Here is a 20,225-nt window from a genome sequence, read left to right on the forward strand (position 1 = left end):
ACAACCATACCTATGTCTCTACCCAAAAGAGAAAAGCGTGGCTTTTATTTTAACACTCAGTATGGTTCGACGCAGTCTAAATAATTTAAGATGCCTGTACTCAACCCAATTATATTTGTCAATTTTTATCATTTTGTTTAACGAACTATGAACCCAATATTAATAATAAAGACTTAAATAAGGTTGATTTTTAACCGCTACCGCTTAACAAGTCCAAAACTCCATCCATCTGATTTCGGGCGCAATAGCAGTAATTTGCGTTTATATTCTTTATTAACTATATAAGGACACTTAACGAGTCTTATTAATATAAATATACATTTTGCAACATGAAATGTACGTATACCTTTTGTCTGTAGAAAGGCAATAAAGTTATTCGTATTTTCAGAGAAGCTAGATTTACATCATATCAAGGCTTTTGTAATGCCGATATCAATAAGTCGAGAAAGGAGTTAATTATGATTATAGCTGCCAAACGTTATCTAAAAATACTAATAACAACCACGATAGTATCTACAGCGTTCTTTCATACCGCTCAAGCAGCTGATGCATTAAAGATGGAACTACAAGCTACTAAAATTATAAAAAACGCCGATGGCAAAGCTCGTTATGTCGTTGTATCCAATGCTCAGAAGGGTGAGACCGTACAATACCGTGCCACCTATACCAATACTATCAATCAGCCAATTAGTAATGTCGCTGTAACCCTGCCTATTCCTGCCAATATGACCTTTACTGGTGAAGCACAACCAAAAAGTGCGCAAGCGACTATCGACGGTAAAAACTATGCAGATATACCACTCATACGAAAAGTAGATGGTAAAGCCGTCAGGGTACCATTGACCGAATATAAAGCATTACGCTGGAATATTAAATGGCTTCCGGCAAACAAACTGGCAGACGTGTCCCTCAATACTATTATCAATTAATAATTTTAACCACTTTTTGCAATACTTTTAGGAGATTCTTTATATGAAAACCACTATGTTCAAACGTTCAGTATTAACAGCTGGTATTGTAGCCGCTATGAGTATGACTGCTGCAAACGCTGCTGATGTAGTATATGATGAGGACAATGCTTTTTCTGTGACGAACAAGGCAACGGCTACTTATACTGTCGCCAACAATACGACTGAGCAGAAAGCCGAGTCAAATGAAGTCGTCGTCAATGTGACTGAAACGGGTGCATTTAGCCTAGTTGCTAAAAATGATGATGGTAACATTGGCGATGACCTAAACGAAAACGTGGCTATCAATCCCAGCTCAGGCTCTTCAGTAGATTTTAGCCATACGCTTAGCAACGATGGTAACATCTCTGATACTTATACTATTAGTTTGGCCAATCCATCAAACAGCCTGCCTGCTAGCGCTACCATCAAATATCAAATAAAAGAAGGTAACACCAATGTTGGTAACTCTGAGACCATTGCAATTGGTGGAACGATAACGCTTAAACCAGGCCAAACTGCTGATCTTACTATCACTGCCACATCAAATAGTGATCGGGTTATTGGTCATAATACCTCCTTTACGGTTACAGCCACTAGTGCGTACTTGACAAACAAAGGTCAGACGACAGCAGATAAAAGAGCGACCAATACCAATAACGCTATTACAACCACCCCTGTCTATGCCATTACTAAGTCTGCGACCACCAATCTTAACAATAAGATATTCGATACCAACAATGCCAACGCCTATGTTGACTATACGATTACTGTGAAAAACGAAGGTAATATCGATGGTACAGCAGTCAAAATTACTGACGCCTTACCTGCAGGTTTGGTGGCTATAAAGACTGGAGAAGATAACTATATAGCGCCTACCGTAGTCGCCTCTGGTACAAGTACAGCTAAAGATGCAAATATTTCAACCACTGGCAAAGAGATAACGGTTATTGGTCAAGATATCAAAATGAATGAGACCATTACCGTGACTTTCCGTGCAAAAAAAGATACGACTACGCCGGCTACTGGTACCAATATCACCAATTATGCACTCGTTGAAGATGATGTTGATGGCAATGGTTCTTTTGATCTTGTCGACAGCTCAGGTGATGATGCAGATACGTCAGTCTCTGAAAAAACCTACGAAGATACCACTGCTACTAATTACAAAGGTAAAGATAGCAACTCTAACGCTACTATTACTACCAGTAGCCAGACTCGTAATTTGACGGTTAAGAGCAATACTCTAGACAAAGAAGTTGCCCTCATCAGCCAAAACAATACTTATATCTATACCATCACTAATAAAGGGACAGATATCACCGAAGCTGCTAGTCCTGATAAAGTTTACTTTACAGTTGTCCCAACTGTTGATGATGCCAACATTACTATCAATGAAGCAGAAGTGTTTGTCGATGCCAATGATAATGGTAGCTATGATAGTGGCGAAACTGTTTTGACCAAAACGAATAAGGGGTATGATCTTAATGAAGCAGCCAAGTCTGGCCTAGCGCCTGATGAGTTTGTAAAGATCGGTGTAACAGTAAATACAAATGGTTCAGGTAGCAACCTTGCAAGTGGCACAAATAATATCGATGACTCTGAAACCATGGCTATTACTGTATTGCCACAAGGCCCAGTTGCTGGCACCCCTGCCCCTGCTAACACCAGTGTGAGCTCGACTACTACTATGAAAGGCGTCAGTCTACTCAAGTATCAGGCAGTAGCCGCCTGTAAAGCAGATTTGACTACCCTTAGCTGGACAAGTGACCCTATCAGTGGTGGTGAAGCCAAGCCTGGCAACTGCGTTTATTATAAGATTACTGCAGAAAACACTTTTACCGATGCAACTAACGTGATTAGCGGTCTAATAGTAACAGACACGTTAGAGACACCTAAAATCGAGTATGAAAAAGACTTTAGTTCTGAGACATCAGGAAGTTCACTTGCAGCTACAGCAACTTATAGTAAGCCAAACTTAGTCGCTACATTCGATAACTTAGCTGCAAATGAAACAGGCACTATTTATTTCTCTGCCAAAATATCTCAGACAGGTAGTACTAACCAACCTTAACTAAATTCTCATATATTGTATTTAAGACATATTGTATTTAAGACTCAAAGCGCTACCTTAATCGCATATTAAGATAGCGCCAACTTTAGTTCCCTGACTCCTATTTTTTAACGTCCGTTTTCCAACCACAATCTCCTACCTAGCTTTTATCGGTACTTATAACCTATCACTTTGTTATACATATACTCTTTTCAAAATATAAACTCACATTTCAGGTTTGCGTAACCGATTTTGCATAACGTGCCAATTTTCGGCAAACAAACTGCTGTAATCCTACTTAACTTTATATTTCTAAATTTAATACAGCTTATTTATTTAGGCTAACCGTCGTTAATGTCAACTTAAGTCAATATTTAGTTTATGGCATATATCTTGCACATATATTTTGCATAAGATATTTGAATTTGGCGACTTTTTGCCTTTAATAATTGCCAATCTACCGTCTACGACACAAATACTTTGACCATTCAGTATTACGATGTTTAAAGTGAATTTAGCCTCGAGAGAATAAGATGCAAAAAAGCAGCCATACTATTTATAGAACATACATCAGTGCTCGAATAGCGCTTGGTTTAACGACATCTACCATGCTGTTCATAGGGCTAAGCGCACACAGTCAGAACGTACAGGCCAATCCCTTTTTGCCGACAACGACTCCAAACTCCGTAGTAGGTAGCTGTCCTTCGAATCATAAGATGTATTACATTGGCGCAAACCCACCAGCGTATAGTCCGATTAATTCGCAAACCCTTAATTGGACGACGGGCAATCCTTCCAATACTTTTACCTTTGTAGAATCATCTGGTAATAAGACTTTTTTGATCAATTTTCCGCTGCTTTTAGATTTAAATAGTAACTATGGCGGCACGCCTCCAATTTATGGATCTCTTAACGGTGCTACCACCTCAGCAATTAATTTAATTCACAACTCCCCTGCTACCAGAATTAATCATACTTTAGATATTAGCGTTAATCGGTCAGTGAGTAAAATCGGTTATAAAATACAAGATTTGGATTCAACTGGCAGCTCTGGTCAAGTGCCCTATATCGAACAAGTCGATGTCTCTGCTAATAAAGGACAACTGACTGCTAATGCCAATTATCACACTATTAATACTGCCAATAATATCGTAAGAGCGCGCGAAGGGCTGAACTGTGGTAGTGGAGAATGTACTATTGACGCTGCTTGGAATTATAACATTGCTGATGCTCTTCTCAATCTAAAGCATAGCAATACGTTCACGCAAAGAAATAGCCCTCATGCTATTGGCTATTCAGACTTTTACTTCTGCCTAGCGCCTCCCAAACTTATTGTCAAAAAACAGCTTGATGGCAATCGCGTTAACGACACTAATATCAATCGTGATCAGTTCTCTATCAGTGTCGACAATAGTGCCACATCACTAAAAACGTTTGAAACGACTGGCTCAGGACAAGTCGTTACTAATGATAATAGTGGCGTCGTAGATCTGGCAACCAATACTACTTATACCATTACTGAGCGGGTCACAAACAATCTAAACAACGGCGATATCGTCACTTATAACGCAGCTTATACGTGTAGTAATGCAACGACTGGCAGCACAACTATCATGCCCACGACCGCGATGAACTACAACGCAGCGGCAAAAACGCGGTCATTTACCCTTGCTAATGCCGCTTATGGCGACGAGATTACTTGTACTATCACCAATAGTCCATCTGTTCCGTTGAGTTATACATTTGCAGGTATCGTTTTTAATGACAATGGTGGCATCATCGCTAACGCCAATACCAAGCAAGACATTTCGACTACTTTTACGAGTAATAGCAATTACTACAATGGTGTCTTTGACAACAATGAATCAGGTATTTTTGACAGTGGTTTACGAATCAGGCTGACTGACTGCAATGGCAACAATATCGTATCTACCTCACCAAATCCACAAACGGTTTCAAGCGCAGCAGCCAATACTGGTAGGTACAGTTTCAGTGTTAGTCCAAATGCGCTAGTGGGTAGATTAAAAGTGTGCTTAATCGAAACTGAGCCAAGCGCTTGGGAATATAGTGAAGATACGACTGTTAATACTAAAGAAGTCACGCTAGTTGCCAATGTTTATAATTACAAAACCGAAAAGGACAGCTCAGGCAATATTACACGCAATCTTGATTTTGGTGAAGTAAAAGCAGACAACACCGCACTGGTACTTAAAAAATCTCAATATGTGCATACTTGTGACAGCGCACTCAGCTATCCCAATGTTGCCACTACCAATCAACCAACGACAGGATTTAGTACCAATTCTGCCAATGATGTCGAGCCAGGTAACTGTATCGCTTATAAATTGGAAGCGTATAACCGTGGTCACGTTGACCTAAATGAGGTTAGTATCAACGACTCTTTACAGCGCACTCCTGTTGAGTCAATCTTTAATCTACCCAAACCGCTAGGGAACCCTTCATCAGTATTTAAAAGTACCAATACGTCAGCGCCTATGGGCCAAAACGGCACCATCATATCTGATAGTTTTAATTTATCAAAAACGTCTGCATCCTCGACAGAGCCGACCAAAGCTACTTTATATTTCAACACCAAATATGGCGCCAAAAATACAACCCCATAAATAAGCTTCTATCGATTACTACTTTGGAAAACTAAAACTAAAGCTATAGCTTGTTAAATATTCTCTTATATCCATTAAAGAACCGATAAACGTCGTTTATCGGTTCTTTAGTGTTTACTTATAAATTTTTTGTAAGAATAAAAATGTAGAAAAAGCCGCTAGCACTTATAGTAAACAATTGTTTTTACTTATATTTTTATAAGTTGGCAAGAATATTGCATGTAGATATTATCCAAACGAGGAACATGATATGAAATCATTTCAATTTTTACGCCATGCTCTTGTTGCCACTACGGTGTCTGCATGTCTAATCAATATATCTTATGCAGCGGATGCACTAAAGATGGAGTTACAGGCTAATAAAGTTGTCAAAACCGCTGATGGTAAGTTCAACTATATCGCAGCGTCAAATGCTCAGAAAGGTGAAACCGTTCAATACCGCGCCACTTATACCAATATCATCGATCAGCCTATTAGTGATGTCGCTGTAACCCTGCCTATCCCTGCCAGCATGACATTCACTGGTGATGCAAAACCAAACAGTGCACAAGCGACTATCGATGGCAAAAATTATGCTGATATGCCGCTTATGCGCAAAGTAGATGGCAAAGTCGTCAAGGTTCCATTATCTGAATACAAAGCCCTGCGCTGGAATATCAAATTACTTCCTGCAAATAAGTCAGCTGACGTATCACTTAATACCTCCGTTAAATAAACCCTTTGACCTTAGCTTTTCATTTTTTTACTCAGGAGAATCTCTGGATGAAATCCAGCAACTTTAAGTACTCAGTATTAACAGTCGGTATCGCCGCAGCATTGGGCATTAGCAGTGCAGCCAACGCAGCAGAAGTCGTCGCCGAATCAGCTCCTAGCATCGAAAACATAGCCAGTGCTACCTATAAAATCGGCACTGTCTCTCAAACGCCTGTCAACTCTAATCCGGTAACCGTTAATATCACTCAAAGTGCCGCTTTTAGTTTAACCGCTAAAAACGATGATGATAATGCTGCCGATGACTATAACCGTAACTTGACCGTAACCCCTAAAGGCCGAGTAACTTTTAATCATACTTTAACCAACTCAGGTAACGTAAAAGACACTTATACGCTTAACTTGGCTCAGGGCGGCACAATTCCAGGTGCAGAGTTTGGCCAAGATCCAACAAGCTCTTATGATCTAGACGCTACCAATGTTACCTACACTATCTATAATGCAGATAATTCTGTAAAGAGCTCGACCACTGTTACTGGTACAGAATTCCAAAGCACTGAAATCCAACTTCAACCTAATGAACGTGCTGATATTTCAATCGCTGCAAAAACCAAGGGAAATGTTGGTGGTAATTCACAAAACCTAACATTATCAGCTTCTAGTGCATTCTTTACAAATCCTGATAATAATGCAACGACAACGCCCCTTACTAACGTGAACAACAGCCAAACCAAATTACCTGTCTTCAAAATCACCAGTAAAGTAAGTAGCACTCTAAACTTAAATGACCCAACCTCTAAAGTCACTTATACCGTCACGGTTCGTAACGATGAAACTGCCTCTTATGCAGTAAACGCTGAAAACATTACGGTTTTTGATGGTTTACCAGAAGGCTTACGTTTGGCTGATCAGCCAAACTTAAGTGTCAGTAACAATGCCACTATCGTACCGGGTATTGAAGGCAAAGGTAATAGTACGGCAAACGACAGTATCAAAGTTACTTTATTGAATTTAGCACCAGGTGAAACAGCAACTATTACCTTCGATGTGCAAAGAGATCAGGCCGAACCTCTTGCAGATCCTAAAAAGACAATCAACCATGCCTCTGTCAAATTAAATCTTGGTAACAGCGTAGTTATGGTTGATAGTACTGACAGTACTGCTCCTGAGCAGAATACTGATGAGTTTTACCCGGCCGGTGATGACAGTGAGGTCACAGATGGCTCAGTTAGTACAGTTACCGGTAGCGACTCTGCAGCGCCATTAGTTGCCAATCAACGTGCAATCAATCTTGTTACACCTACTACTAAAGAGATTCCTACCAATACCTCAGAGACAACCTTAGTCACTCATTCAGCTGTCATCCAAAACACCGGTAAAGAGGTAGAAGGTGATGAGCCAGGCGAAGTAAAATTCACGATCGCTCCAGACGCCAATAACAAAGTTACTGTAGTCACAGGTTCCGTTGAGCTTGTATATGACGATAATAATCCAGCCACACCGAATGCAACCTATACCATCTTACGAGATATTAATGGTGATAATGAGCTGACCAATGCGGTACCCAAAGATGGCGCGCCACCTTGGACTGGCATGGCTCCAGGCTCCAAGATCACCATTAACTATGATGTAGAATCTAACGATGCAGTTGTAGGCACTACTGAAAACATCACTGTGGCTATGGTATTGGGCGGTAATGATGTACCGACGACAGGTGAGCGTCTCGTACAAAACAAAACGCAAGTAAAAGGTCTGACTCTTGATAAAAAACAAGCGTTAAATAAAGCTTGTGCCGCTGGTGCTACCCTCACATTTACAAAGGACGATGTCGCAGCTGAACCTGGCGATTGTATCGTCTATAAGATTACAGCTTTTAACCAATTTTCGAATGTAGATGCTCGATTTACTTTCGATGATTTGATCATAACAGATACGACAGATCGTTTCGATAATAAAGCGCAAATACTAACTACAAATACTACTCCAGCCTTCACCGTCAAGCTTGACGACGTAGCTAACGCAAACGCATTACCTGTAGACAATAGTTATGGAGCAACGATTGGCGCTACTGCTATTAGTGGTGAGGTAACCAGCTTAGCACCGCAAAAATATGCAGCGTTGGTGTTTGCCGTACAAATCAATCCTACTGGTGCGGATGGCAGTCTTTAATACCCTGTAAGCCAATTTATTTTTAGATACCGTTATCTGTAATTAAGATTATAGATAACGCAAAAATTGTCTTTGTTTATGTTGCTCTACAAATAAGCAAAGACAGTCCCTTTTTTGGATTTGATTGGATAATCATTTAATATGACACTTCACTGTATCGCTCAGTCTACTCGTCTATCGGCTAAAGCAGCCAAACTGTCTGCATTAACTGCAGCCATACTGATTATGCAATCAAATTCCGCTGCGGCAGCGACGTCTGATGTACTTAGCATCATCGACAATATTGCCAATGCTCAATATTATGTCAATAACGATAAAGACGTATTACTGACCAGCACCTCAAACCAAGTAAAAGTCCAAGCATCAGCGTTAGAGAAGTATGACCTTCGCCTAAGCCAATCACCATTACAGACTGTAGCGTCTGGTAGTGAAGTGATATGGAAAAACGTGCTGACTAATAACAGTTATAGTGATGAGACTATCGCGCTAAGCTATGATATCCCAAGCAGCCTATCTAACTTTAAAGTCTATCAAGATATCAATAAAGACGGTCTGATTGATTCAGATGATTTATTAATTACTAATGTTAATTCAATCAAAATCGGGCAAGGTGAGAGTATCCAGCTCATCGTACAAGCCCTTACTGACAGAAATGCGCAAGATGGCGATACTGCTGACATTAAGATCGGCGCAGTCGTCGTTGAAGATGAGTCAGTTAAGGCCGCAGTGTCCGACAGCCTAATCATCGTTAAGCCTAGTATTAACTTTATGTCTTGGAACTTTACTGGTGGTAAAAGAAACTCACAAATTGGTAGCGATATTTATGTTGAGGCCAGTTACGCACAGTGTAATGTACAGCCTGATAAGCCAGATCAAATCTGGGTGACTATTACTTCACCGAAAACGAAAGACACCTACTCTCTTAAAGCTGTCGAAACGGGTGACAATACGGGTAAGTACCGTTTGTCAGCACCAACACAAAACAATGCCAATGCGCTTAATGACAATATCGTACAAACGTTGCAAGGCGATACGCTACAAGCCAAATTGGTTGCTTGTATTGACAAAGAAGTTGGATTAAATGAGCAACCTAATGCGTCTCATTTTAGCTATATTGATGAGCAAATCAGCAGTGATATCGCCATCATCAATGAGTCTCCTAACTTACAGGTGACTAAAGAAGGTGATGTCAAATCTGCCGATCTTGGTAATTATGTTAACTATAGTATTACCGTAAAAAACGATGGTGCAGCGACTGCTTATGACGTCCAATTAAAAGATGCGCTACCACGTGGTTTCGATTATGTGACCGGCAGCCTGCGCGTTGATAATAGCCAAACTACTGAGTTTAAAACTGAGGGAAAATATCAAGTTTTAGGTTTGGGCGATATGGCCATTGGTGAGAGTAAAAATATCAATTATCGTGTGTTGATTGGCTCATCAGCATTGGGCGGTGATGGTATCAACCGCGCGACTGCACACGGTCGTGATGAAAATAACAACACATTAGCGTCGTTAGAAGCGCAATGGCCTATCGATGTCAGTCGCGGTGTTATGAATACCGATGGGATCATCATTGGTAAAATATACCATGACATTAACCGCGACGGTATTCAGCAAAAAGCAGATGGCGAGCTTGGTGTCGCTGGTGTCCGTATCTATATGGAAGATGGCAACTATGTCGTGACAGATCCTGAAGGTAAATATAACTTCTACGGTATCAGCGCCAAGACCCACGTACTAAAAGTCGATCGCACGACTTTACCGAATGGCACCGAGCTCATTACTCAAAGCAATCGTAATGCAGGCGATGCAGGCAGCCGTTTCGTTGATCTAAAATATGGCGAGATGCATCGAGCAGATTTTGCGCTAGTAGGCGGTATGGGCGATAGTACTGAGCGCTTAAATCAAACACTTATCACGCGCAGCAAAAGCATTAGTGCCAAAAATGACGCTCTTGAGCAAGCTGTCAAAAGCGAGTTGGCTTTGGAGCCTGATTATGACCTTAATAATGACGACAATGTCGATGCCAGTGGCTGTAAGTCTAATGATGAATTAGACCGTGGTATTCAATGTGATTCAGCGATCGTTGCCGATATGGCTAACCCAACTGACAAGCGTATTAATCTAACGGTCAATACTGTCGCACCTCCAAAACAAAAAGAGCTTGAAGAGTATCTTAAAAAAGTAGCCAACAACGATGTAGCCTTTATTAACTTAAGCGCAGGTCAACAGATAAACTCGTACAAGCAATTGGTTCAAGTTCAAGCGCCACTAGGCTCAAACTTTACTCTATATGCGAATGGTAAAGCGGTACCAGAAGAGAAAATCGGAAAGACAGCCGAACAAGCAAACCAAAATGTCACGGCTTTTGATTATTATGCCGTTGATTTTAAGCGCGGTAGCAATACTCTACGCGGCGTCGCAACTGACGTCACAGGTAAGGTTATCTCTGAGCAAACTATCGAAGTCATCGCGCCCGATAGCTTGCAGGCGATTAATTATCGTACTCAAGAGCGTTTGATCGAAGCTGATGGTGTGAGCGAATACCAAGTCGTCATTAGCCTAAAAGATCGTAACAATCTTCCTTATATCTCATCGACACCTATTACTATTGATACCAATATTGGCCGTATCAATCTAAAAGACAACAACAAAGACCAAGCTGGCATCCAGTTTAGCGTAGACGGTGGCGAGCTACTGATTCCAGTAATTGCGCCAAATGCTCCTGGTAAAGGTGAGCTAATTATCGATACTGGTAGCAGCAAGCAAGTGATTCCGCTACAGTTTACTGCCAAGCTACGCCCACTTATCGCAGTAGGTATTGTAGAAGGCGCTATATCACTAAAAGACTTCGATAGCGGCAGTATCACTGATGCTCAAGGCGCATTTGAACAAGAGCTACATGAATTTGCAGGCAGTGACGACTATGCAGCAACTGGTCGCGCGGCGATGTTTTTAAAAGGGAAAGTACGTGGTGATTATCTGTTGACCCTAGCTTACGATAGCGACAAAAAAGGCGAACGTCTGTTCCGTGATATCGATCCAGGTGAATACTATCCAGTTTATGGCGACTCCTCCGCCAAGGGCTTTGATGCTCAGTCAACTAGCAAGCTATATATCCGCTTAGATAAAGGCCGCTCATTTGCGATGTACGGTGACCTAAAAACTCAGATCGACAATGACGAAGGTATCAAGCTTGGTCAATACAACCGTACCTTAACGGGTGTTAAAGCCCAATATGAGGATGCCAATACTCGTGTTACAACTTTTATCGCTGAAACCAGCTCATCACAACGCATCAATGAAACTCGTGGTCTCGGTATTTCAGGCCCCTATCCACTTGCTGGCGACTTTGACGCGGTACTTGAAAACTCTGAAACTATCGAAGTTATCATTCGCGACGCCAACAATCCTGGCTTAATTATCAGCCGTGAAACCCTGACTCGCTTTGCAGACTATGAGATTGACCCTATTAGTCGCAGCCTATACCTCAAAGCCCCTATTGCCAGTCAAGATATTGATGGCAACCCTATCTACCTGCGCGTTACAGTTGAAGTAGATGAAGGCGGCGAAGACTACTGGGTTGGCGGCGTGGCAGCCAAACAGCAGCTAACTGAAAAAGTCTCTGTCGGTGGCAGCTATATTAATAGCGATGACCCATTAAACAAAGAACAGCTTGCCAGCGTTAATAGTGTTATTAAATTTAACGACAAGTTAAAACTGGTTGCAGAGTATGCTAAAGGTAAAGCGGATAACCCTAACTATGAGCCTAGCAACCAGATCAATGCAGAAATACTAAATGGCGACGATACTGATGGCGATGCCCTACGTATCGAGCTAAATTACGACGACAAAAACCGCACGCGTGCTAAAGCCTATTATAATAAAGCTGATGAAGGCTTCGTTACAGGTGCCTCTCCTCTAACCGCTGGACGTACTGAATCTGGGATAGAAGCCAATCATAAATTTAAAAACAAAACAACTGTACTAACGTTTGAAGGTATACGTACTAAAGACCATACTACCAATGCCAGTCGCGAAGGCATTCAGGCAAGTATTGAGCAGCGCTTAAGCCAAAACATCGTTGGTGAAATTGGACTACGTTATTATAAACAAGAAGCGACTGCTGCCTCACGTAATACGCAAGCAGCGACCGACGTCGTAGACACTGATATCGTCGATGAAAATGAGAATCCAATCTTTAATGACAGTTTGATTAACCAGTCAGCACTCAACGGCGTGAATACTTTAGAAAAAGATATAGAAGGCATGACGGCTCGCGCTCGCGTCACTGCACGCTTGCCTAAGCTCAATAAAGCCTTAGTATTTGCTGAATATGAGCAAGATATCGATCATAGTGCACGTAATGCAACCTCTATCGGCGGTGAAACTCCATTAGGTAATTTAGGTCGTCTTTATGCGCGTCATGACCTGATCAATAGCTTATCAGGTAGCTATGGTCTTGATGATACCGATGAGCGTCAGCGCACTGTTGTAGGCTTTGATGCCACTTATATGAAAGACGGTAAAGTCTATAGTGAATACCGTGCCCGCGATGCCATCAGCGCACGTGAAGCCGAAGCGGCTATTGGTCTAAAAAATAAATGGTATGTCCAAGAAGGTCTGACCCTAAACACTTTATTTGAGCGCGTTGAATCACTTGAAGGCGAAGAGGACAGCACGGCAACCGCTGCTGGCTTTGGTGTTGAATACTTGGCTCAAGAAAACTACAAAGCATCAGGTCGCTTAGAGAAACGTTGGGGCAATTCGAGTGATACATTATTAGGTAGTGCCGGTATCGCCTATCGCTATACTGATGACATTACTCTACTGGCAAAAGACATCTACTCACGAGTAGACTATGATGACGGCCATCGTACTATTAATCGCTTCCAACTGGGTGCAGCGTATCGTGATTATGACAGCAACCAGTTAGATATGCTCGCAAAGCTTGAGTATCGCTTAGACGACAACAGTACTGGAACAGATCCATATCAAAAAGACTCACTGATATGGTCATGGAGTGGCAACTACCATCCAACCCGTCCATTAACGTTATCTGGACATTATGCGGGTAAATATAACCAATACAAAGCTGATAGCCTTGAGAGTGACAACACCGCACATGCAGCTTATATACGTGGTCTATACGATATTAGTGAGCGTTGGGATGTTGGCTTGCAAGCAGGTACCTACTGGAACAATCAAGCCAATGATTTAGCTTATATGCTTGGTGCGGAGGTTGGTTATAGTCCAATGACCAACTTATGGTTATCACTTGGTTATAACTTTATGGGCTTTGAAGACGAAGATATCGCCTATGATGACAGCACCCAAGAAGGCGCTTACTTTAGACTACGCTTCAAGTTTGATGAAGACTTATTTAAACGTACCGACCCACGTAAAAACAAACATATAAGCGCTAAGCCTAAGACCTAAAAAAATCTATTGTTGAGAGCATGTTTGTTGATAAAATAGCTTCGTATATAACGATATTTTGTAAAAATTATAAGTTGGCTCATACATGAGTCGATATACAACAAGGCTTGCACTATGTTAAATACTTCAAACTTGACGACGATAGTATCTGTCTACAAGCTTTGCAAACGTACTGCACTATCTGCAATGACGCTGATAGCATTTTTGCCTTTGGCAGAGGCTGCAGATAGTAATCGTCACAACAAGAACCCAGCTAAAGACAACCCCAGTACAATTAACTATTGCTATGATAATAAAGTAAAACCAAATGCTCGCTTACAGTATCAGCTGTCTGAGCCGCAAACTATTGATTGTATGCTGACCAAGCTTGCTTCATACCAACAAAACCCTCTAACCGTACGCCAGCAATACTTTGCTTATAAAGCCCAAGCTTGGCTAAACTATGCTTCTTATGAGAACCGTATAAAAAGTCACTCATCTGCTGGCAGACAAGCCTTAGAAGCTGCCGCTACTATTTTACAAAAGCTACAAAGTAATGCCGATGAGGAGCTACGTTTAACAACTGATATTCCATCGACATCTGCCTTGATGAGGCCTGATCTGTGGGCAGTAATAAGTGCCTTGAAAGGTAGCGCTTCAACAAACAGTGATAACAAAATCATTGCTCCACGTGAGTTAGCATTTAGTGAAGTCGCTCTCATTTGGGCAGCAGCTGATCAATGTGCTCATGGTAGACGTGAGTCTGGTACGCATTTTCGGATGGCTGAGCGTTGGTTAGAGCAGGCACGTGAAGCCTACGTTAATGCTCATGATTCAAAGACCAACGTGGCACTTGAAAACTCAATCGTCGATTACTATAAGCAATACGTACCATTAGATCCGCAAGATGATATTTGTCGTGGTCAATCATTGTCTTTGACCTCCCATACATCAAACATTAATGACGTTAAAAATTCGTCTTTAACTCAGTCTATAACGCTAAACATGACCATGCCAACTGCCAAATATAGTATTGGTCATAACACCATAAAACATCTCATCAACTAAGTTATGGCTCTATAGTGATCTGTAAAACAAAAAAAGCCGACATTATGTCGGCTTTTCAATATCAATATCAATTGTTTCGTTATTTAATCATAGTAAACGGTATTACCTATGATGAAACAAAACTCAAATGTGTACAACCGAGTCTTAACGGTTTTTACGAGGAAGCTTCTCTGGTAAATAGCAACGTAGATAAGCAATAGACGCTGTGGTAGCTTCTTGTAGATAGTTATCTGTGATTCGTTCATGACGACGATAAGACAAAGTAAATACACCATTGATAATACTGTAAGTTACTAATAGTATATCTTGTATGTCTTCAAACTTTGGCATCTCATAGCGTTCTGATAGACGCTTATATACTAGCTCAACAATTTGATGATCCATGTCTTCACCAAAACCATCACCTTCAAAATCTGGTGTATTGGTATCATAGATCAGTTTGGCTTTGGTCTGGTCATCATGAAAGATACTTACACAGCGCTGGATAAGAGCCGTTAGATAACCCTGCCATCTATCATAATCTACGGTCTCAACCGTAGTTAGTATTTCTAAAATCTCGATTGCATTCAAAAAGCGTAATGCTAAAAATATCGCTTCGATGTTTGGAAAAAAATGATAAGCAGAGGCTCGCGGAATACCCGCTTCTTCACACACGTCAGCCAAGCTAATATCATTAATAGAGCGAGTCTCACTCAGTTTTTTTGCACCCATCAGCAGTTTTTGACGGCGTACTCGACCTTGCTGGCTTGTAAACTTGAACTTGTTTGGTACCAACTTCTTAGCCAATTCTGAATCGACCAATATGTCTTCTATTTTGTCGTCTTTATGATCACTCATTATGAACCTCTTGTTATTACGCCCTATTATTTATAGATATGATCTTCATCGAATAACACTAACATTAAACCGGCATACTAATGTCAATTTAATAGTAAGTATTGTTGCTACTAAATTCGATGAGGGAGCATCATAAACACTTGCACATTATCAAACAAGGGGCGTGAATAGATTAGATGATAATGTACCTATTGATAATTTGACTCGTTATGTTGTACGGTTAATCGTAAAGTCTTATCTTTGCTCGAACGATACCATGGTCAGTGACTCTATCATCGTAATCCCACTTTAAGTGATCATTAAAATAATCTACACGTTCTACATGGCCTAGCGAAAACTTACTGTCAGGCAAAAACTCTTCTGAAACAAATAATTGGTCAATAACTTCTGGCATGCCTTGATGAATATGTGTATATGCCACGTCTTTCATCCAACCATAACGAGCCTGAATACGCGCCGCATCGAACAAGGCTGTGTCACGCATACTTCTGTCATAGTTCACCTCTCCTGTCTCAGACATTAATTGCGTAGTCACACTACCAGTGACATCGTTCATATCACCTAATAATATCAACGGTTCACGGGTATGCTGCAATCGCTGAATAATAGACATACGTATCGATGCAGCTTCTGCCGCTCGCATACATAAACTGCGTAACTTAGCGCGCACACGAATATTAGGATCATCCATATCTTCTAACAAATCACCAGACTCATCTCTTAAAAAGTATGCACGTTTACTTTTAAGGTGGGCTGTGATGATTGTCATTGGCTGACCATGCACATCGACCCGTAATAACAGTGGTGGGCGATTGAATTGACGATAAGCTCCAACATCAGGAATATCAATGACAGCTTCGGACACTATATCTGTCAATAGTGTGCTCTCTAACTGAGCAAAACGGCTAATAAAACCAACAGCTGGGGTCTTTTGTGCGCCTTGACCGTAGGTATGTTTACTAGAGCTATCGTTACTAGCAAGTGGAATAATCGCATGTTCTGCTTTAAATCCCAGTGATACTGCCAACGCTTCCAACGCCTCACTGTCCCATACTTCTTGTACTGCGATAATATCTGCATGAGCTTTGGTGAGTAATTCAGTTATTCCTTGCAATTTATCTTGATAGGTCTTCTGATTGTAAGCTGGCGCATTCTCATAATAAATTCGATTTGGATTGGCAAAATTGAGTAAGTTAGCAGTCGCTATATAAAATTGCCTTTGTTCATTTTTACCTGTATGACGATCCATAAATTACCTATTTTTATTTTTATATGGCTTTAAATGACTGTTTTAATTATTGTGTTTCGATCCATTGTTGCTCAATATTTATTGATACTAAATAAAAGCAAACAAAAAGCCTCCAAAGTTGCCTTTGGAAGCTTCAACATAGCACAAATTACATTAGTTGGGTATATTCGTTATACTGCATATACATTTGTTCCCTTGTGACTCACAAATCAGCAATATTTTATACACAATCATTACCACCCTTTACTCTTAAGTAGTAATACTGTATACAACTTAAGCGATATGTAAACCTACGCTGTTAAACGACATGTAATTTACTAACAGTAATTACTAGCTAACACGGTTCCATGCATCACGTGATGCAAGGCGGGCATCATCCCATGCCAAACGTGAATCACCTTTCACCTCTTCCCAAGAACGTCTTAGGTCATGCTCATGATCTTCAAAACGTGCATCAGCAGGATAACGTGCTCTGTTGGCATAACCTACCGCATAAGCTGGGTGTAAGTCACGTTCAAAATCATGGCCTTGCTGATAATAACTAGTATTGGCATGTTCTGCACGCCAGTAAGCTTCTTCGCGAGTTGGATCTATCGCTTCTGCTGCTGCATGTCCTGCGCCGCCACCAACAACCGCACCGATAGCACCGCCGATTAAGGTACCGAGTGGTCCTGCCATCGTACCAATTGCTGCTCCTGCAGCCGCGCCACCAACACCACCGACACCTGTACCTACCGGATGAGATCCTGGCTTGCCAGTAATAGGATCTGCATTAAGATCTTTCTTTGTCTCTTTAGACATATTTTTTACTTCAGTCCGATCAATGTTGTCTCGATCATTAGTAACTACTTTTCTGTCGACCACTTCAGGATCGGCTGTTCTACGAGCATTGTCAGCAATGATACGCTCTTTATCGGAGATTCCTAAATCATCATCAGTGACAATATGCCCATCTGTACTAACTAACTGGTCACTAATATGAGTAGAAGGATGTGAGTTAGGATCTTCTATAATATAACCATCGGTACTAACTAATGGGTCACCAGCAAAAGTTTTACTATTTTGGTCATCGTTTGTGTGTTCATCTTCTAAAATCACACGGTCGCTACGATCTATATTTTTATTACTCATAATTTTATCCTTAAATTGATTATTATTTATAAATTTAAATTGATAAGCCAAACTTCTAATTGGCTACTATTCTTGATTAACCACAATTAAAGTATAAAAATCATCAACACTTATCGATAGAACGTTTATGTAAAATATGTCGATGTCATGATGACCTTAGGTTACAGGATGTATAGTTGTCAGTCAGCCATATAAACCTTATATTAAGAATGTTAAATAGAGGCATCTTATATTTGTATATTTCTCAAACCTCCATTAGCGCTTTAGCAATCACTTGTTGCCATTTATCAATGTGCTGCGCTCGTCTATCAGAAGGCATTTGAGGCTCAAAAATCTGGTCGACTTGCCACGACTCCTTAATTGTTTGATCATCATATAAACCATTCTTTAGACCAGCCAATAATGCTGCTCCTTTAGCGGTAATTTCAGTGTCTTTAGGTCGTAAAACAGGGACATTGAGTAAATCTGCTTGAAACTGCATGAGTAAATCATTGTTTGCCGCACCACCATCGACTCTTAGCTCCGTTAATGGATGCGGACTGTCTTTTTGCATAGCAATCAGCACATCATAAGTTTGAAAGGCAATTGCTTCGAGTGCGGCACGAGCGATATGTGCTTTAGTAGTACCGCGGCTCATACCGCTAATGCTAGCATGTATATCCGAGCGCCAATAAGGGGTGCCAAGCCCAGTGAAGGCTGGAAGCAATACGACATCTTCGCTGCTGTCTACCTGCCGCGCTAAATCTTCAACATCGCAGCTTTGTTTGATCATGCCAAGATTATCACGTAGCCACTGGACGATAGCGCCTGCCATAAAGACGCTACCTTCTAGCGCGTAAGTAACTTCGCGACCAAAAAAAGAAGCGGGTGCTTGTATCATACGTTTACCAGACTGCACAATGTCACTGATAGATAGGTTATCTACACGATTAATAGGAGCTTTGCGCTGCCAAGCTATCGTAGTCAGTAGTTGGTGCTCACTAAGCTTGGGTATCTGACCAATATTCATCAGCATAAAACACCCAGTACCGTAAGTATTTTTGGCCATGCCAGGCTTAAGACAACCTTGTCCGAATAACGCTGCTTGCTGATCTCCTAGCACGGCATGAATAGGAATTTGTTTGGCAAACAAGCCTTTTTTGGTCTTGCCAAACTCACCATCTGATGGCAGTACTTTCGGTAATATATTCATTGGAATATCAAAGCGCGCGCACAGATCTTCTGACCATGCCAGCTTATGAATATCATATAATAGTGTGCGTGACGCATTGGTGATATCGATAACATGCTCGCCACCAGTCAGCTGATAAATTAGCCAGCTGTCGATGGTACCTACCGCTAACTGACCGCTGGCTGCGCGCGCTTTAATCTTAGGATTATGTTCAAGCAGCCAAGCAATCTTACTGGCACTAAAGTAGGCATCTAAGCGCAGGCCTGTAACCTGTTGAATGTGCATCGCTACATCATCAACACTATCTCTGGCCAAGTTTTTACAGTAGCTTGTCGTACGCCTATCTTGCCAAATAATCGCTGGCGCTAGCGGTGTACCTGTTTGTTTGTCCCAAACGACGATAGATTCACGCTGGTTGGTAATAGCAATACTAGTGACATCAGTTGCCAGTAACCCCGCTTGATTAATGACATCGTGCGCACAGCTAATTTGAGTTTGCCAGATTTGCCGCGCATCTTGCTCTACATAGCCAGCTTTTGGCGTGTGTAATGTAGTGGGCTGCTGGGCAATCTCGATAGGACGCGCACGATCATCATACAAAATCGCGCGGCTCGATGTTGTTCCTTGATCCAATGCCACTATATATCCTGCCATTTTTTACTCCTCAGCCTTATCAAACAATATCTTTGGCTCTACTTACTTGGTGTTTTTAAGACCAGTCGTATTAAAGCCAGTTATATAACTGTCTGTTTTTATAATTATCTGTTTTTCTGATAGTCCCTAAAATAAAGCATACACCATCATTCTACAAAATTTATAGCGGTATAGTATTATAATGCCCCCA

General features: G+C 41.2%; 11 protein-coding genes. 7 read left to right on the forward strand and 4 right to left on the reverse strand.

Annotated elements, in window-relative coordinates; genetic code table 11:
• Positions 1–458: 458 nt before the first annotated feature.
• The 7 genes from Q0890_RS00565 (at position 459) to Q0890_RS00595 (ending at position 14,993) form a co-directional block, all read left to right on the forward strand.
• Positions 459–929, forward strand: a complete 471-nt coding sequence (locus tag Q0890_RS00565; protein WP_299216126.1) for a hypothetical protein — start codon at positions 459–461, stop codon at positions 927–929.
• Positions 930–972: 43 nt separating this feature from the next.
• On the forward strand, positions 973–3,021 hold the full coding sequence (locus Q0890_RS00570) for a hypothetical protein (protein WP_299216129.1): 2,049 nt from the start codon (positions 973–975) through the stop codon (positions 3,019–3,021).
• Positions 3,022–3,533: 512 nt separating this feature from the next.
• The gene (locus tag Q0890_RS00575; RefSeq protein ID WP_299216132.1) at positions 3,534–5,624 is read left to right on the forward strand and encodes a hypothetical protein; all 2,091 of its coding nucleotides are present in this window, start codon (positions 3,534–3,536) and stop codon (positions 5,622–5,624) included.
• A gap of 250 nt (positions 5,625–5,874) precedes the next feature.
• Positions 5,875–6,339 (forward strand): hypothetical protein, encoded by a 465-nt coding sequence (locus Q0890_RS00580; protein WP_299216135.1) that lies wholly within the window; start codon positions 5,875–5,877, stop codon positions 6,337–6,339.
• 47 nt (positions 6,340–6,386) lie between these two features.
• Entirely contained in the window at positions 6,387–8,504 is a 2,118-nt protein-coding gene (locus tag Q0890_RS00585; protein ID WP_299216138.1) for a hypothetical protein, read from the forward strand.
• Between the two features lie 141 nt (positions 8,505–8,645).
• Positions 8,646–13,946: a hypothetical protein gene (locus Q0890_RS00590; RefSeq protein WP_299216141.1), complete on the forward strand. Its 5,301-nt coding sequence runs from the start codon at positions 8,646–8,648 to the stop codon at positions 13,944–13,946.
• Positions 13,947–14,060: 114 nt separating this feature from the next.
• Complete coding sequence (locus Q0890_RS00595; RefSeq protein WP_299216144.1) at positions 14,061–14,993, forward strand: hypothetical protein; 933 nt, start codon at positions 14,061–14,063, stop codon at positions 14,991–14,993.
• A gap of 144 nt (positions 14,994–15,137) precedes the next feature.
• Here Q0890_RS00595 and Q0890_RS00600 read toward each other — a convergent pair whose 3' ends face one another.
• The 4 genes from Q0890_RS00600 to glpK form a co-directional block, all read right to left on the reverse strand.
• Positions 15,138–15,830 carry a TetR/AcrR family transcriptional regulator gene (locus Q0890_RS00600; protein ID WP_299216147.1) on the reverse strand — a complete coding sequence of 231 codons (693 nt, stop codon included), beginning with the start codon at positions 15,828–15,830 and terminating at the stop codon, positions 15,138–15,140.
• A 220-nt stretch (positions 15,831–16,050) separates the two neighbouring features.
• Positions 16,051–17,079, reverse strand: a complete 1,029-nt coding sequence (locus tag Q0890_RS00605) for an endonuclease/exonuclease/phosphatase family protein (protein WP_299216150.1) — start codon at positions 17,077–17,079, stop codon at positions 16,051–16,053.
• Between the two features lie 330 nt (positions 17,080–17,409).
• A complete protein-coding gene (locus Q0890_RS00610; RefSeq protein ID WP_299217962.1) occupies positions 17,410–17,880 on the reverse strand; it encodes a hypothetical protein in 471 nt (156 codons plus the stop codon).
• Between the two features lie 574 nt (positions 17,881–18,454).
• Complete coding sequence (gene glpK, locus Q0890_RS00615; RefSeq protein WP_299216153.1) at positions 18,455–20,035, reverse strand: glycerol kinase GlpK; 1,581 nt, start codon at positions 20,033–20,035, stop codon at positions 18,455–18,457.
• Between the last annotated feature and the right edge of the window lie 190 nt (positions 20,036–20,225).

The sequence above is a fragment of the uncultured Psychrobacter sp. genome, from assembly GCF_947488565.1.
In the GTDB taxonomy this organism is placed as follows: domain Bacteria; phylum Pseudomonadota; class Gammaproteobacteria; order Pseudomonadales; family Moraxellaceae; genus Psychrobacter; species Psychrobacter saeujeotis.

Bases quoted from the DNA above. Each gene is read 5' to 3' on its own strand.
- Q0890_RS00590 (WP_299216141.1), top strand. From the start codon at position 8,646: ATGACACTTCACTGTATCGCTCAGTCTACTCGTCTATCGGCTAAAGCA.
- Q0890_RS00605 (WP_299216150.1), bottom strand. From the start codon at position 17,079: ATGGATCGTCATACAGGTAAAAATGAACAAAGGCAATTTTATATAGCG.
- Q0890_RS00610 (WP_299217962.1), bottom strand. From the start codon at position 17,880: ATGTCTAAAGAGACAAAGAAAGATCTTAATGCAGATCCTATTACTGGC.
- Q0890_RS00565 (WP_299216126.1), top strand. From the start codon at position 459: ATGATTATAGCTGCCAAACGTTATCTAAAAATACTAATAACAACCACG.
- Q0890_RS00595 (WP_299216144.1), top strand. From the start codon at position 14,061: ATGTTAAATACTTCAAACTTGACGACGATAGTATCTGTCTACAAGCTT.
- Q0890_RS00585 (WP_299216138.1), top strand. From the start codon at position 6,387: ATGAAATCCAGCAACTTTAAGTACTCAGTATTAACAGTCGGTATCGCC.
- Q0890_RS00575 (WP_299216132.1), top strand. From the start codon at position 3,534: ATGCAAAAAAGCAGCCATACTATTTATAGAACATACATCAGTGCTCGA.
- Q0890_RS00570 (WP_299216129.1), top strand. From the start codon at position 973: ATGAAAACCACTATGTTCAAACGTTCAGTATTAACAGCTGGTATTGTA.
- Q0890_RS00600 (WP_299216147.1), bottom strand. From the start codon at position 15,830: ATGAGTGATCATAAAGACGACAAAATAGAAGACATATTGGTCGATTCA.
- glpK (WP_299216153.1), bottom strand. From the start codon at position 20,035: ATGGCAGGATATATAGTGGCATTGGATCAAGGAACAACATCGAGCCGC.
- Q0890_RS00580 (WP_299216135.1), top strand. From the start codon at position 5,875: ATGAAATCATTTCAATTTTTACGCCATGCTCTTGTTGCCACTACGGTG.